Source organism: Spirosoma profusum (assembly GCF_014699005.1).
GTDB classification, from domain to species: domain Bacteria; phylum Bacteroidota; class Bacteroidia; order Cytophagales; family Spirosomataceae; genus Spirosoma; species Spirosoma profusum.
Genome location: NZ_JACWZY010000038.1, coordinates 14,722 through 31,492 on the forward strand (window position 1 = coordinate 14,722; position 16,771 = coordinate 31,492).

11 protein-coding genes are annotated in these 16,771 nt (G+C 48.0%); 6 read left to right on the forward strand and 5 right to left on the reverse strand.

Annotated elements, in window-relative coordinates:
• Positions 1 to 41: 41 nt before the first annotated feature.
• Both IC229_RS29710 and IC229_RS29715 read right to left on the reverse strand, forming a co-directional pair.
• Positions 42 to 197, reverse strand: a complete 156-nt coding sequence (locus IC229_RS29710) for a hypothetical protein (protein WP_190891751.1) — start codon at positions 195 to 197, stop codon at positions 42 to 44.
• 136 nt (positions 198 to 333) lie between these two features.
• Entirely contained in the window at positions 334 to 2,097 is a 1,764-nt protein-coding gene (locus IC229_RS29715; protein ID WP_190891753.1) for a tetratricopeptide repeat protein, read from the reverse strand.
• A 562-nt stretch (positions 2,098 to 2,659) separates the two neighbouring features.
• Between IC229_RS29715 and IC229_RS29720 the strand changes: the two genes are divergently transcribed.
• From IC229_RS29720 to IC229_RS29730, 3 genes are all read left to right on the forward strand, one after another.
• Positions 2,660 to 5,599 (forward strand): histidine kinase, encoded by a 2,940-nt coding sequence (locus IC229_RS29720; protein WP_190891754.1) that lies wholly within the window; start codon positions 2,660 to 2,662, stop codon positions 5,597 to 5,599.
• Between the two features lie 22 nt (positions 5,600 to 5,621).
• Complete coding sequence (locus tag IC229_RS29725; RefSeq protein WP_190891756.1) at positions 5,622 to 6,251, forward strand: response regulator; 630 nt, start codon at positions 5,622 to 5,624, stop codon at positions 6,249 to 6,251.
• A 202-nt stretch (positions 6,252 to 6,453) separates the two neighbouring features.
• Entirely contained in the window at positions 6,454 to 11,331 is a 4,878-nt protein-coding gene (locus tag IC229_RS29730; protein WP_190891758.1) for a beta strand repeat-containing protein, read from the forward strand.
• A 270-nt stretch (positions 11,332 to 11,601) separates the two neighbouring features.
• Here the strand turns inward: IC229_RS29730 and IC229_RS29735 are convergent, their stop codons facing one another.
• Complete coding sequence (locus IC229_RS29735) at positions 11,602 to 12,321, reverse strand: LytR/AlgR family response regulator transcription factor (protein WP_190891760.1); 720 nt, start codon at positions 12,319 to 12,321, stop codon at positions 11,602 to 11,604.
• On the reverse strand, positions 12,314 to 13,351 hold the full coding sequence (locus IC229_RS29740; RefSeq protein ID WP_190891762.1) for a sensor histidine kinase: 1,038 nt from the start codon (positions 13,349 to 13,351) through the stop codon (positions 12,314 to 12,316). The genes IC229_RS29735 and IC229_RS29740 overlap by 8 nt, the downstream gene beginning before the upstream one ends.
• A gap of 190 nt (positions 13,352 to 13,541) precedes the next feature.
• Here IC229_RS29740 and IC229_RS29745 point away from each other — a divergent pair, with 190 nt between their 5' ends.
• The 3 genes from IC229_RS29745 to IC229_RS29755 are packed head-to-tail and all read left to right on the forward strand — an operon-like array spanning position 13,542 to position 16,028.
• Positions 13,542 to 14,348, forward strand: a complete 807-nt coding sequence (locus tag IC229_RS29745) for a hypothetical protein (protein ID WP_190891764.1) — start codon at positions 13,542 to 13,544, stop codon at positions 14,346 to 14,348.
• A complete protein-coding gene (locus IC229_RS29750; RefSeq protein WP_223834271.1) occupies positions 14,345 to 15,544 on the forward strand; it encodes a DUF1624 domain-containing protein in 1,200 nt (399 codons plus the stop codon). The genes IC229_RS29745 and IC229_RS29750 overlap by 4 nt, the downstream gene beginning before the upstream one ends.
• A 55-nt stretch (positions 15,545 to 15,599) precedes the next feature.
• The gene (locus IC229_RS29755) at positions 15,600 to 16,028 is read left to right on the forward strand and encodes a VOC family protein (RefSeq protein WP_190891765.1); all 429 of its coding nucleotides are present in this window, start codon (positions 15,600 to 15,602) and stop codon (positions 16,026 to 16,028) included.
• Between the two features lie 326 nt (positions 16,029 to 16,354).
• On the opposite strand, the gene IC229_RS36205 is transcribed toward IC229_RS29755, so the two are convergent.
• Positions 16,355 to 16,555: a LytTR family transcriptional regulator DNA-binding domain-containing protein gene (locus IC229_RS36205; RefSeq protein ID WP_190891806.1), complete on the reverse strand. Its 201-nt coding sequence runs from the start codon at positions 16,553 to 16,555 to the stop codon at positions 16,355 to 16,357.
• Positions 16,556 to 16,771: the final 216 nt, after the last annotated feature.

Below are 16,771 nucleotides of genomic sequence, written 5' to 3' on the forward strand. Positions count from 1 at the left end.
AAAGGAAGGGAATGTGACAATGTAGAAACCTGGCAAGTGAATCAGGGGGGCAACGTCTGCTCCAGCAGACTCAGTTTATACTGGAAATACCAAACGACAGCCAGCGCCAGCAGACTTAAAACCAGTAGCCATAACCTCAGGCTTCGACGAAGCCGACGAATGGAATCCGGTTTTGGAGAATGAGGAGTGTACTTCACAAATAGCGGTCAGGAATGGAGCCGCTAAGCTGCTTTAAGTCTCAAAAAGCGACAAAAAAAGAGCGTGACAAAAGTGTGACAATTACAAAAAGCCCCTCAAATCGATTTTTGAGGGGCTTTTTGTAATTATAGAATTTTAGAGTTCCGTCAGGAAGTTATCAATACTAGACTGGTTATTGTCCCGGAGTTTCCGACTGAGTCGACTCCGATACTGACGAACCGCATCGATGCCTACGCCCAGCACCGTGGCCATTTGCCGGGGCGAATACCCCAGCTTATACAGGCACAGGAAGCGACTGTCGGCGGGGCTTAAGGTTGGATGCTTTTCTTTAAGCCGATGCAAAAAGCCGGGGTGTACTTTATCAAACAAAGTCTTAAAGGTAACCCAGTCCTGTTCGGTGAGAATGACGGCTTGCTGAAGCTGTTCCAGCATCGGATGTCTGGGGGCGTTGTCTCCTGCTAATGTCACCTGCGAAAGCTGATGCTCCAGTTTTTCCAGCAAATCGCTTTTTTGTTGAATATGCTGCCGAAATTGATCCAGTTGCGACATGGCATGAGTCAGTTCGGTTTCAGCCTGCTGTTTATCCGCCAGTAACTGCTGTTGCTTTTGTTGATACGTTAGCATTCGGCGGCTGTAGAGCAAATAGGCAATCAACATACTCAGGGCAATCAGGGCTAACAGACCATTACGTAGTAAGATTTGCCGGTCTTGTTGTTGTTGTACTACCTGAAGTTGTAGTTGGTCACGTTCGCGCTGCATTGCCATTTCGGCTTTGTGCTTCAGGCTGATATCGATTTCCTTATTCCATTCATGCGTAGCCGTTGTAGCCGAATCCGTGTAACGTAACGCCATTGCTGTCTGCCCCATTTGCCGGTAACAACGGGACAGAACTTCGTACGTCTCGTGGGTAAACTTAACCTGTTTGGTTTGAAGCGCGGCCCGATGAGCCTGATAAGCCGTCTTAAAGGCGAGTTGCGCCTGATTACTTTTTAAATAAATACGGGCTAACTGGGCACCAAACGTAGCGGCATTATCCCAAACCTTTCCACGGGTTGTCAAGTCAACTCCTATCCGCAGATAATACGTAGCAGAATCGGGTTGTTGCTGGGCCAGCGTTAACCCGATACTTCCCGTCAGAATACCTACCCAATCGTCGTTATTAAAGTTTGCAAGGGGCAACTGTCGCAATCCCCAGTCAAAGTAGGAGCGGGCTTTCACTACGTTATTCAGCCGTAAATGCGCTAATCCCAGCAGGCAACTCGTGTAGATATGCGTTGACGTTACGTTGGCAACAGGTTTACTGATCAGCGTCTGACCGATCAAAATGGCATTTTCATAATCAAAGAATTCATAATACGCTCTTGCCAGCACATAAATCGTATAATCACGATCGGGGAATTGCTCTTCCTTGAGTGGTTTAATCAATTCGAACGCCCGCATGTAATACGTGAATGCCTGGTAGAAGTTTTGCTGAATATTGAACTGATAAAGCCCAATCAACAGCGATACGCGTCCTAATACCAACGTATCGTTGCTGTTTTTTGCCTGTTGTATTAACGTTTGGGCGCGATCCATAAACTCGCCTTCCCGCCGACGTATCGACCGGTCAATATCCAGCATAGCGGTCTGACAAAGCAGAACATCCGGCTTTCTACCTTTCTGCTGAAAATACGTAGTGAGCCGGGGAATTAGTCGGCTAGCCTCGTTTGTATCTTTCTGCCAGGCTTTTCCGTAAAGTTTCCGGACAGTCTTATAGCGCTCTGCAGCGGATAAATTGAGTAGGGAATCAGGTTGAGCCCAGCCGTTAATCCCAGATATAAGATAAGCACCAACAAACCAGACGATTACCTCAATCGTCTTTCGCTTACAAATTGAAGAGTAGAGAGTAAGCACACGCACTTGCAAGCTGAGTTCAAACCATCATTGGCTATTTTTTAAGCCAATGATTTATACTGAGATTTAGTGCAAATCCTGTGCCTAATCATCAGTCATATATTGCCCAGTTACATGCCATTGTTTACGATCTAATGCAGGGGTGCCATCCGGTTAAAATAGGTGTTTGGCTGACTATCCTACTTTTAAATCTGCTCCTGTCCACAATTTTTTGCTCATCAGGACTTTGCCTCAGCTTTATCAGTATGCAGCATACCTTGTAACCACTAGTTACAGATTCTCAGAAAAACGCTCGTGGCTGTTGCACAACTATCTTGAAGCAAGGTTTGCCATCAAATTTCAGCACCAAACGGCTTACTGGCTGCTAATCCGGTCTAAACTATCCTGTGTTAAGCATGTGCGAGTATGTACATACTACGTACTTCTGGTCAACCTGAGGAGTTACGCCACAAACCTACGCGTTAAATCGTAGTCTGTTTAAAAGGATATGATTTAATAATAAGGAGACTATACGTAGGATTGTTGAATTTACGACTACTTTGTACTTTGTGCAAAATTGTATCCTGCAATGGTGTTTTTCGATTGGCGGCTAACTGGAAAAACAGTCATTCTGAGCCTGATGATCTGGGTGCTCCCCAGTTGGACATTGGGACAGGTAAAGCAGTTTAATCTGACCCGACTTCGGTTACCTCAGGAAGTACCGGCCAACAGCGTTCGAAGACTGCTGATCGACAAAAAAGGATTCGTCTGGATTTTCACCCTAAATAATTCCTTTTACCGATTCGACGGCCATTCGGTGACCAAAGCGGAAGCTATGCTTTCCGAAGGAGTCCTCGCCTATAGCACGCTTAGACCCCATATCGACGATCAAAATCAGCTCTGGATCGGCGATCTGGAGAAAATGATACGTATTAACCTCAATACGTTGACTATCCATCCCTTTACACTTCCAGTAACTGGCCGATGGAGCGATAAGAAGATTGCTGATATCACCAGCGATGGGCAAACCATCTACCTGTCGACCGAAGTAGGGCAACTGTTTGCTGGCAACGCCGAAAAGGGCTTCCACCAAATCGTCGACGTAGCGAAAATTTTTGGCGTTTCCTCTATTTCCCGCCTTGCTTTTTTTGAGTCGTCGCTCTATTTCACGGTAGCTAATCAGGGGCTTTTCAAGCGGGATAGCCTTGGGCGAGTCGTCCGCATCTCCATTTCTGGAACTGATGAAAAACAACCCACGAACTACCGTTGGCTGCAATCAGATGGTACGTCGCTGTTTGCCCAGGATCATAACGGCAGATTGGTTCAGATTCTGAAACACCAGGCAAAGCACGTAGCGTTAGGTCAAATTACTTCAGACTGGAATCTGTATCCACTGCAAGACGGTTATTTTGTTCGTTTTTTGGACAACCAAACCCTGATCCTAAGACTGGTAAATGACCAATTGGTGGTAACGGATCGGATTGCTACGTCAACCCGGCATCGGGAAGATAAAAGTGGTTTATTTCTGCGTAACAGCCTGGGCGTTTACCAAATTGGACCCGTTCAGAAAGAGTTATTTGCGGGCAATCAACAGCTGAAAGCGTTCAACGCTCAGAACATTAGTATCCGGCATATTGCCCAACATAGAGGCACGCTGTATCTCGGTACGTATGAAGGTTTCTTCAGGGTTGATGCCAAAAAAAACGCCCGGCGACTCACCAACACAATTGTTTACACCAGTTTTGCCGATCAGCGGGGTACTATCTGGCTGGGAACGGAAGGCGGTGGGCTGAAACAGTTGACAAGTCATGATAGTGTCCGTTCGGTGGAGGCCGTCAATACGTTGGGCAATGCCTATATCACCTGTATTGAATCGCTTGACCCGATTAGACTGATCGTCGGTACGTATCAGGGCTTCTACGTGTTCGATATACGCCAGAAAAAATGGAACCGGCTGGTTTTCAGCAACGATACGTATCAAATAAACGAATCTAAAATTCGTAAGCTTCGAAAAATCGGTAACCGGATTTACTTCTGCGGAGAGAAAGGAATTGGGTTTTTGGATACTGAGAACATGACAAAAATCAATACCTTACCCGGTCTGGCTCCCAGTTATTCCATTTACGACTTTTTGCTACGTGATTCAACGCTCTGGCTGGCAACGGCCAGGCATGGCCTGGTGGGATATAACCTGACCAGCCATAAATTAAAGTCCATCGAAAGCCGTGACAGTTTGATCGGCAAAACGGTTTTTAATGTGCTTTCGGCTCGTAATTACCTCGTATGCGGTACGGAAGCAGGCCTTAGTCTGGTTGATTTGACTACGCGCCGGATCAAGAATTTTACGACTGACGATGGACTGCCCAGCAATGAATTTAATCAGGGTGCCCAGTGGATCGATGGTGATACGCTCTACCTGGGTACGATTCAGGGGGTGACTTACTTTACGGTTGCCGATTTGCTAACGTATCAGCGAAAAACGACGGTAAAACCGATTCTTTCTTCACTACTGATTACGAACGTATCAGGAGGCATTAACCGGCAGATTTATAACCTCGCTTACCAGCCCGACAGTATCGTGCCCCTTCAAGCCTCAGAACGCGTACTGGCCTTTCGGTTTAGTACCCCGCCCGAGCTGGAAGCCAGTCCGCTGATGTACCAATTGAATGATCAGAGCCAGTGGATACCCATTTCGGGTAATACGTTAACCCTGGCCGGGCTAGGTGCTGGCTTGAATCAACTCCGCTTTCGGTATCAGCAGGAGATAAACGAAAGCCCATTTCAGTTTCGGATAGCTCCTTTTTTTTACGAAACCTGGTGGTTTATTCTCCTGCTGCTCGTGCTTGCTGGCCTGCTGGTATACCTGTATATCCGTTTTCAAGTACAGCGAATTCGGGCTGAACAGGCCATTCGCACCCGGATCTCCAGCGACTTGCATGATGAGTTGGGCGGGTTGCTGACGGGAATTTCGCTCCAGGCCGATTACCTGATGTATTCCGAAAATAAAGAGCAGCACCACCAGAAATACCTCGACCGGATTGCGACTGCCAGCAAAAAAGCGACAAGTACCATGAGCGACATGGTCTGGTCGATTGATTCGCGCAATGACGACTGGGAAAGCCTCATCCTGCGCATGAAAGAATTTGCTTATACGTTGGCGGAGACGGCTTCAATTCAGCCAGAGTTCAACATCGAGGGCGATTTAACTGATAAAAAACTGCATCCGCAGGTACGCCAGAACCTGTATCTTTTTCTGAAGGAAACAGTCCATAATGTGTGTAAACACGCCAAAGCCTCGCGGATGATAATCAGCTTATTTGTTGGAAGTCAACACGTTGTGCTGACCATCGCGGATAACGGGCTTGGCCTTAAGGGCCATAACGTATCATCGGGTCAGGGACTCAGCAATTTACGACTAAGGGCGCAACGCCTGAATGGTACGTTGACATTTGAAGATCGACAACCGGGCCTACTGGTGCAACTTCAGTTTAACCCCAAAAAACTACCCGTTGGGGTAAGAAAAATCTAAGTCTGACTTCCCAACTTGCGCCATGTTTTCACTTGCTCTTATCGAAGATAATCCCGAAATCCGGTCGGTACTCACCGTTTATTTGGGTGAATTGCAGGGATACGATCTGGTGCTGACAGCTGGCTCTTATGAGGATTTTGAGCAAAACTGGAAAAAGAAACACCTCGATATTGTCATCTGCGACATCGGTTTACCCGGTAAATCGGGCATCGACCTGGCCTGGAAAATCAAGGAAATATCACCGGCTACGCAGATTCTGATGTTCACCGTGTTCGACGATCACGACAACGTATTCCGGGCGTTGTGTGCAGGTGCGTCGGGTTATCTGCTCAAAAATACGCCCCTCTCCAAACTAAAATTCGCGCTGGATGATCTGATGGAAGGCGGAGCGGCCATGTCGCCGACCATTGCCCGGCAGGTGCTCGACTTTTTCAACGCTCCTCGTCCAACGACTGTTCAGCCCGAGCGACTCACACCACGGGAGCTGGAAATTGCGTCCCTGATTCGTGAAGGTTTACCCAATCAGCAGATTGCCGACCGACTGTTTGTGAGCGTAAATGCCGTCAAATACCACATCAAGAATATCTACCTCAAGCTTCAGATCAACAGCCGCGAAGAACTGATTCGTAAATACACGTTTTCGCTACGTTAGTACGTCTACGTCTTATTCACCTGTTCTAAAGACGTAGCATTTCCTCAAAAAAAGAATTTCAGGTGCTGAAAAACTACCCGCGCGGGTAGGAAATCGCGCTGCTACGTCCGCTAGCTTTGGTACGTTGGACCCGCTCTCTCAATAGGGAACGTAGCTGGCTGCTATGCCCCGTTTTTACCTCCTTCTATCGGCTCAATCGCGTATGACTCAACCTTTATTTTCTGGAATTAGCCTACCTCTGTGGGTAGTCAGGCTCGTTTTTTTGACAGGATTGTGGCTAAACGTAGTGAGCCTGACGCCACTGGCCGCCCAGACTCCGCGGAGGGCTGACGTGGGCATCCGTTTTTCTGAGGAGATACCCACGGTCATTCCCGGTAGAGTAACCCCATACTTTTATACTATTTCTATCTCGAATACAGGCCCCGATGACGCGGTCAATGTTAATTTAACGGATATAGTACCCGAACCGTTGATGATTAGGTATTCGACGACTAGCTACAGTAATGGGACAATTTTTTCCGACCCAATCGTGCCGGGAACAAACACTATCCACACAACGGTAGTTACTCTGCGCGCAGGAGATACAGCACGTATTCGGGTTGCGGTAGATATTCCACCATCGAGTACTGGCACCTTGAGCCACTCGGCGACAGTAACGGTTCAACAGCCCAACACTTCAGATACAAACCCAACCAACAATTCGATTATTGCCGCCATCCAATTGACACCCCAGGCTGACCTGGCTGTTACGCTCATCAATAGTCAGACGTCAGTTCAGGCGGGTAGTCCCGTTACGTACACAATGGTAGTTGCCAATAAGGGCCCCTCGAATGCGCCCAATGCGCGGGTGTCAAATGCCTTTTCAGCTAGCATGACGGGGATGAGCTGGACCGCAACAGGTTCGGGAGGTGGTAATTTAACCCCAACTTCTGGCGCGGGTATGCTAAATCAGGACGTAAGTTTGCCATTCAGGGGTTCGGTAACGTTAGTGGTAACAGGCACGCTGGCGCCAACCGCTACGGGTAACCTGGTCCACACCGCTACGGTGGCGGCCCCGAATGGGGTAAGTGATCTTGACTTAAGCAACAATGTGGCGACGGATACCGACGTCATTATTCCCCCACCCACCATCACGGGGTTTGCTGCCAGTCCGTCTCCTGTTTGTGTGGGTAGCCCTATGACGTTCACCGCGACAGTGGGCAACGTCACGGGCAGCTATGCGTACACGCTCGCGGGTAGCATTGGCTCCGTCCAGTCGGGTACTGCCAGGGGCAACTTCAGCCAGAGTCTGACGGCTGTGGCGATGGGTCAGCAGAGTTTCACGCTGACGTTAAGCAGCGGTGGTCAGTCGCTCACCGCCAGCACATCTGTAACGGTTAGTAGTTTACCCGTCGCATCGCTGACCAGCAATGGTCCTTTAAGTTGCACACTTACCAGTGTAACGCTGATGGCATCGGGTGGGAGCAGTTATACGTTTGCCAATGGAAATGGAACACTCAGCACACCAGGATCGTCCAGTACTTTGGTGGTCAATCGCCCCGATACGTATTCAGTTAGGGTGGCCAATGTCAATGGCTGCGTAAGTACCACAACAACAACGGTGGGTAGTACGTCAATCGCCATTGCTGTTACTAATCCGTCGGTTACAACCGCCATACAGGATAGGACCTTCAGTCAGCTATTTTCGGCCAGTGAAGGGCTATCCCCTTATAGTTTTAGCGTGGCCAGTGGCAACCTGCCCACAGGATTAAATCTATCCACACAGGGCGATCTGAGTGGTATAGCTACCCAAATCGGCAGCTTTTCGATTACGGTCAGTGCTATTGACCCTAACGGCTGCCAGGGCACTAGTTCGGCGTATTCGCTGAGCGTGAGCGCGCCTAACATTCGTTACGTAAAGCCGGTAGCTAGTGGTAATGGCAGCGGCAACTCGTGGGCTAATGCTTCGGGCGATTTACAGGCCATGATCAATGCCGCGAATGTGCAACAGGTCTGGGTAGCTCGCGGTACGTATAAGCCAGGAGGTAATGCCAACACCAATACTACCATCAGCTTTTCGATGAAGAATGGGGTGGCCATTTACGGCGGGTTTGAGGGTAATGAAACGAGTCTTGATCGACGGGTGTTAGGTCATCCTTCTAGCTCGACTTTATCAGGGAACATTGGTCGGTTGAATGACCAGAGTGACAATAGTCACGTCGTTGTTGCCAGCGCGGCCCTTGACACGACTGCCGAGTTGGATGGTTTCGTTATCAGCGATGCCTATAATTATAGTGGTGCTGGAGGAGGTATGTACTTTAGTGCCAGTAGTCCGAAGCTGCGTAATCTGATATTGACCAGAAATCACGCAATCTATGGAGCAGGTATGTACATCTTTAACGGTAGCCGACCCTTACTAATCAATTGCGAGATTAGTAGTAATTCGGCTGGTTCAGGAGCTGGTATTTACAACTATAGCGGAAGCCGGACCAGTTTAACGAATTGTGTGATTCGTGACAACGCTACGGTAAATAATGGTGCCGGTGCCGGGATTGATAATGTAGCAAGTAGTAGCCTCGTTTTAACGAACTGTGTGATTAGTAGCAATTATTCGCTTTCTGGAGGCCCAGGTAGCGGTCTACATAATTATAATGACTGCTTTATTAGTCTTTTCAATAGTACGCTTGCTGGTAATTACGGAGGTCCAGGAGCCGCTGTCTATAATATGGGCGTTCTTCAATTGAGCAACTGTGTGCTATGGAATAATACCTCTGATCCGATAGATAACTCGGACGGACAGTCCATAACGGCTACCTATAGCCTCTTTGAACAGGGTACTGTCAGCAATAGTATTTCAGGACCAACTAATTTAACGACCAATATTTCTCCTTTCCGTTCAGATACGGATCTACGGCTTAATGCCTGCTCCAATGCTATCAATAGTGGTGATCCCAATGCTACCACTGCCACTAGTGGCATCATTGACCTGGCCGGAAATCCGCGCTTTTACAACGGGGGACGTATCGACATGGGCGCGTATGAGTTTCAGGCAACTCCCACCAGCATTTCCATCACTAATCCGGCTGTTACAACCGCTACCCAAGGTGTAGCTTTTAGCCAGTCTTTCACGGCCATCGGAGGGCAGTCTCCCTACAGCTTTAGTTTGGCCAGTGGCAGCTTACCCGCCAGTCTGAGCTTATCTGCAATGGGCATTTTATCCGGTACGCCAAGCCAAACCGGGACTTTTCCAATCAGCGTCAGCGCCACCGACGCTCAGGGCTGTGCGGCAACAGGTACGATCTATAGCCTGACCGTTATCAATGCTACCCCCACTATCTCCGGGTTGGCCGCTACGTCATCTACCGTCTGCGTGGGTTCTCCGGTAACGGTTACCGCCACGGTGGGCAATGTAACGGGTAGCTACGTCTATACCTTAACCGTCGGTGCTATAAGTCTAACCGGTACCCAGAATAGCCCAACCTTTAGCCAGAGTCTGACGGCGGCTGGGTCGGGGAGTCAAACCATTACGTTAATCATAGAAGCGAGTGGACAACGTACCAGCGTCACTACGTCCCTAACGGTCAACCCTAACCCAACGCCCAGCCTTTCGGCGACTCCAAGTGCTACGTTGACTTGTGCCCAGACTTCACTGACCCTGACGGCGGGGGGCGGCACTACGTATGTTTTCAGCGGGCCAGAAGTAGTAAGTCAGAATTCTACGGCGGGTACGGCAGTCATTAACGCCAGTGGAACGTATTCGGTCAGCGTCACTACGTCGGGCTGCACAGCTACTACGTCGATACAAATAAGTCAGGATAACGTAGCACCCCCGGTGAGCATCAGCCCTTCAATCGGAACGCCGACCGGTACTACGTTAAGCTGTACTACGCCCTCCGTAAGTTTGTCCGCCGTGGGCAGTGGTACGTATCGCTGGAGCACGGGGGCCGCTACGTCAGTAATCAGTGTTACGTCGGCGGGTACGTATTCTGTTACGTTGACGGGGGCCAATGGCTGTACGGCTATTGCCAGTACGTGGGTTACTTATCAGAACTGCGCACCTACCCTGGCAAATGCTATTCCGCCCCAATCGGCTACGTTGGGCAACGCGTTCAGTTACCCCATTCCGGCCACTACGTTCACCGATGCTGAAACGCCGAATAGTCTCACGCTGTCGGTAATAGGACTGCCCGCCGGGCTGAGCTTTGTTTCCCCAAATAACATAACGGGTACACCGTCTACTACCCTGGGTTCGCCTTTTACCGTAACAGTAACGGCTATTGATTCGGGTGGTTTGTCGGTCAGTACCAGTTTTGTTCTGACGGTGCAGCCCCGCAGTTTTGCGATTACCGGAGTCACTATGCTGGATTGTAATCATACGGACTACTACGAACGACGTATCAATTTCATGGTAAGCTATGAGGAGACCAATGGTCAGCCGATCAGTCTGTCGGTGGTTAATGAATTAAGAGCTACTGACTATACCGGACCTTATCAACTTACGGTTTACACTGACAATCCGGTGATTACGATTACCGCCCGACAGCAGGGCACGCCGAACGTAGCTAGCTTCAATTACAACTGGCAAGCCAATTGCGCCAACGGGAATCCCAGAGTGGAAAACTCAATTCCACCCCAGTCGGCTACGGTGGGGCAGGCCTTTAGCTATACCATTCCAGCCAACACGTTCACCGATGCTGAAACGCCCAACAGCCTCACCCTATCAGTGATTGGATTGCCAGCAGGGTTGAGTTTTGCGGCTCCAATCACTATAATGGGTATGGTTTCGGCTACCGCAAGTTCGTTTTATAGTGTGACAGTGACGGCCACGGATGCCGGTGGTGGGTCGGTATCGACAATTCTGCCCCTGAGCGTAGTGAATCCAGGTGGTTGTGCGAGTATGTATACGGTGAAGACGGGCGATTGGAGTGATGTGAGTGTGTGGTCGTGTGGCCGGTTGCCGCTGGTGAGTGATGCGGTAAGGCTAAACCATACGGTGAGTTTACCGGCCAGTTATCAGGGGCAGGCTTTGCAGGTGATTTATTCGTCTGGAGGTCGGCTATTGCTGAGTCCTAACAGCCGGTTGCGGCTGGGGGGCAATTAGTGTTTATCTACCCGAGTCATCCCCTCATTCTTCGGAGTGATTGTGCCTCAGGTATAGCATAGGGTCCTTAGCCAATATCGTAGCCCTTGGGCCGTACGACCTTCCAGTAAGTCGATAGGTTGAAGTCGATCTGGATCGACTAAGATTGTACCTCATATGGCTGAGGCCGATCGTCAATTCCTGGTTTCTTACCAATCCATAAACCTGAAGGTCGGCCTAACACTTATCAAAAGTCTCTGTTTGGTGAACAAACGCTAATGGGAGTTGAGTTTAGATGCTGGCAAGCTTGCGTTCCTGGATTTTTCGTAAAAAAGCCCCTTTGTATAACCGGCCCAGCGGAAGTGTGTCTGTCGCTAGATGAACCTGCTCAGCGTTGTAACTGAGTAGCTTATCCCAGGCAATAATAAACGATTTGTGCACCCGAATGAACTTGTCTTCAGGGAGTTTCACCTCCATATACCCTAATTTTTCGGACGCTATGTAGGACTTTTCGTTCGTATGCACCTTTATATAGTCACCCAGCCCCTCGATAAAAATTATGTCCTTCAGGAAAATTTTTGTTTGATCCCGCCCAACCTTAAAAAACATATACGTCTCCTCATAGCGACTGGGAATCTGATGAAATACCTCAGGGCTTTTTTGATGATGCAGGTACTTTGAAACGGCTCTCATGAACCGTTCCTGGGTGATCGGTTTAACTAAGTAATCTACAACATCTAGTTCAAAGGCAGTGGCTGCGTACTCCCGGTAGGCCGTCGTCAGAATAATCTTTGGACCGGTCTTCAAGGAACGTATCAAATCAAGACCAGACATTTTTGGCATCTGAATATCGAGGAAAGCGAGGTCAACCGGGTTTGTCTGCAAAAACGTGAACGCATCGACCGCATTGTCTAGGGAGGCTAAGACAGTAAAACCGGCCAGATTGGAAAGATGCTCCATGAGTAGCGCCCTGGCTGGTGCTTCATCATCAACGATTAAGCAATTAGTCATTTTTTAACGGGTTAATCGTCAAACTAATCAGGTACGAATGAGGCTCGTCAATAATGGTTAGCTCATGCGCATCTGGATAAATTAATGATAGCCTTTTTTTTACATTCGATAAGCCAATTCCTCCCAGATCGGTTACAGAGACAGGGCCTTGCTCGTCCTTGCTGTTGGCTATCTTAACCGAAAATTTGCCGTCTAGTCTGGCAATATCGATACGTATCCAGCTTAATCCCGGCGAGCTGGCCACGCCATGTTTAAAGCTGTTCTCCACCAAGGGCAATAATAGTAAAGGAGCGATCTGGAGATCATGGATAGGCCTATACACATTAATCGCTACGTCCAGTTTGGGACCATACCTGTTTTTTTGCAGTTCGATGTAGTGTTCGATATAGGCAATCTCCGTCGCTAAGGACACCATCGCCTGATTGGATTCATATAAATTGTAGGCCAGAAAACCAGACAGATGAGCAATCAGCGAGGCCGTCTCTGGGCTGCTTTTCAAGGCGGTAGCATATATATTATTTAACGTATTGAAAACGAAATGGGGCTGAACCTGGGCTTTCAGCAGGTTTAATTCCGCCGTTGTTGTCTGCTGCACCAATTGGTGTACTCGAAAGCGTTCCTCATACCAGGATCGGATAAAATAATACAAAGTATATAAGCCGGTTATCGTGTATAAGTTAACGAACTCGACCAGCATTTTGCCAGCTGAAAGAAAGGGCATATGCCGGGCTTGTGGAAAGTACGCAGGGTAGATAAGATAGTAATTGACGTATCGCCTGAGTACGAGCAAAAAAAGGGAAAACAGAATCAGATACACCCAATAGGTTGTCTGGCTGGTTTCTGCCAAACGCTTCTTAATCAAGAGATGAACGGCCAGCCTGGAAAAGAGGAAGGCGACCGGCAGGGCCATGCAGGCGTTGATAAAGTAGTCGTGATAATTGCCATATAGAGACGCCAGACCTAGCCACTGATACAGGAAATACAGCAACCAAAAAACGGTATTAAATGCTACGTCTCGATTCAGGTTCATAATTTGGCCATCTCGAACTAAGGTAAGCGTTTTGACGGCCGGTGCGATACTACGTTATCTGATTTTCGATCAACGACCTTTTTTTTCGGTAAACGGTGAATACCGATGAATTGGGTTGTGTACAGACAATACGCCTGGACGTAGCGACTTGTCTCTACTTTTGAGCGTATCAATGAGCTCTCAGATCATCATGAAACAACTGGTACGAATTGGCCGGGCCTTCTACGCGGCCGCTCTTTTTGTGTATGGTTGCCAACAACTTTATTTTGGGAGCTTCCGAGATGTATTTTTTTCGGTCTATCAACAACACCTTCCTTTCCTGAATGTATTCGCCTGGGCCTTCGGGCTCTATCTAATCATCACCGGCGCTTTACTGCTTGTGTCCGGTACAGGCAAAAAAGCGGCTCTACTGCTGGGAGCTATCTGGATGTCGCTGTTCCTGGGAACCCATTTGACCTACGAACTCATTTCAGAACCCAATAAACTGTATCACTTAGGCTTATGGACGACTCCTTTGAAGGAGCTGGCTCTGGCTGGGGGGGCATTTGTAGTGGCCTATTCGTTTGAGACGCCACTAACCGGTAAGCTGGCGGTTTTAGAAAAAATCATGCCTTATGGCAATCTGTTTTTCCTCTACACCATGACGAGCTATGGTATCTCCCACATTATTTATGCGGAGTTTCTGGTCAATACCGTTCCCGGCTGGATGGCAAACCACCTGTTTTGGGTAAATCTGACGGGAGTCGCCTTAACCACTTCGGGCATAGCCCTTATACTGGGAATACGGATACGTATCATCGCCCTGTTACTCTCGCTGATGATCTTTTTGTGGTTTTGGCTGATCCATGTCCCCGGCGCTCTGTGGGACCCAGTCGGAAACCGGGGAAATCTCCTGGCCAGTGCATTTGACGCGCTTGCTTACAGCGGGGTAGCGTTACTGATTGGTCTGACTATGAAAAAGCAGAAATGGGTAGAGAACATCGAACGTTGGCAATGATTCGAACCAGTGGAGCCATTAAAGAAATAGAAAGAAGCATGAAACGAAACAATAGTATTGATGTGATGCGCGGTCTGGTTATGATCATTATGCCACTTGACCACGTACGGGATCTTTTACATATAACCTCGTTATCACAGTCTCCGACGGATCTGACCACCACCACCCCTGCGCTATTTTTTACCCGGTGGGTCACTCATTTATGTGCACCGACGTTTGTATTTCTTTCCGGTACCTCGGCTTTCCTTTCCATGAACGCGAAAAAAGATCTGGCCGCTACCAGGCATTTCCTGCTTTCAAGGGGTATCTGGCTGGTGCTGTTAGAGTTCACTCTGGTTAATTTCGGTATATGGTTCGACCCGCATTTCAATGTCCTGATTTTTGAGGTGATCGCAGCCATTGGGGTTGGCTTCCTTATTCTCAGCCTGTTGTTAAAATTACCTCCCCGGACGGTAGGATTAATCGGCGGTTTGATCGTCGCTCTTCATGCGTTGGTAAGCTTGATTCCGGTTCCGGAAAACGTGGTCTTAAAAGTTCTGCTGTCACTTTTCTCGCCCATGGCTTTTCCCTATGGTAGCGGTAAACTATTTCTGATGGGCTACCCGCTGGTTCCCTGGCTCGGCATTATGCTGATCGGCTACGGTGCCGGCTATTTTTTTGAGTCGACCGAAAATGGCCAACGACGGATCTTTCTGAAACTAGGATTACTATCGCTAGGCTTATTTCTTGCTCTACGAGTAGTTAACATATATGGTGATTCGGTTAACTGGGCCACCAACAAGAATCTGCTCTACACGCTTCTCTCATTCGTCAACGTGACCAAATATCCCCCATCGCTACAATTCTGTCTTCTTTTTCTGGGGATCATGTTTCTGATTCTTTCGCGGGTACAAGGCCTGAAAAATGGCTACGTGGATCGGATAAGTGTCTATGGAAAAACGCCCCTATTTTATTTCCTGGTACACTGGTATTTGATTCATCCGCTTGTTTTTGTCATGGTCTTCCTGCAGGGATTCAAAAGTTCTGATCTGGTATTCGGCTCAAATTTCGGCAGGCCAAAGACGGGCAGCGGAGTTGAGTTATGGGCAATTTATTTGATTTGGGTCTTCATCGTCTTGGTGATGTACCCGCTTTGCCAATGGTATGGAAACTATAAAGAGCGCCATAAAGAGCAAACGTGGCTTCGCTATATCTGAGCGAAAACGCAGTCGTTTATAAATAATCAACGTATCAGCAACCCAGAAATAGACAATGATCCATTGTACCCCTTTTCTCTTATTTGATGGCAATTGTGCCGAGGCTATGACCTTTTATCAGCAGTGCCTGGGTGGCGAGTTAACCCTGACCAAATTGGCGGATACGCCCATGAAGGATCAGTTTCCCCCCGAAAAACACAACCGCATCATTAATGCGCAACTAAAAAGCGGTGCTATCGATATTTCGGCTACCGACTGGATGGCTTCCCCAATCCTGGATCCTAAGCCGGGCAATACGGTTAGTCTGTTCCTGATTGGGAACTCTTACCAGGAAGTCAAAACGGTTTTTGATAAACTGGCCGAAGCGGCTGTTCCAGACAAGCGAACGTATCAGGAACTCCATTCAGTGCCCTTCGGCAGCTATGGTCAATTCACTGATAAGTACGGCGTGGGCTGGGTTTTCAAAGCTGACAAGGCTGACTGATCGGGCCAAAACGCTATAAATCAAGAACAGGTTTATCAATTTGCCGATGAATGGATCAGGGCGTTTAATGGCCATGATCTTACCGCTATTTTAGGCCATTATGCCGACGAGCTGGCAGTTTATTCGCCATTCATACGTCCCCTTAAGTCTAATGAGTCAGGTTATATTATTTAGTGTTCAGCGTCTTCTGCCGATAGAAATATCACAAATTTTTGCCATAGTTCGAGATTGATATAGAAGATAGGGTAAGTTAGCGCCCCTATCAGTTTAGCTATGCACCCTGTTTTTTGTAAGATGATCTGTCCTGCCGCTATCCGGCATAAACATCAACTAGTGATGAGTCCGCTAAAAAAGGTGGGAAGCGACGTTTCCAGGTCTTTTAATCGGAGGTGTACAATGTGCCTGTGTTCTTTCATCACAATAACTACATAATCTTTTAACCCCTCAACGTAATCAATTGTATTCCATTCGATCTGAATGAGCGAGGTGCCCGATTTAATAAATAGCCGTTCGGATTCCGGGAAGATTTTCTACCGGGAAGATAAAAAATGACGATTAGATAAAACAGCGATAATAGACGCTAAAAAGAAACTGGATTTCAGGTTAAATCAACTTTTGAACACATCGAATAAAATAGATTTAGTAAGGTAATCCAGATTTCACCTATGCCAATCTTCATTTCTACCCATTTCCAGGCAGTTTCTTAAAAATATCTCCTGTCTTGGAAAAGTAAAGTGTTAATG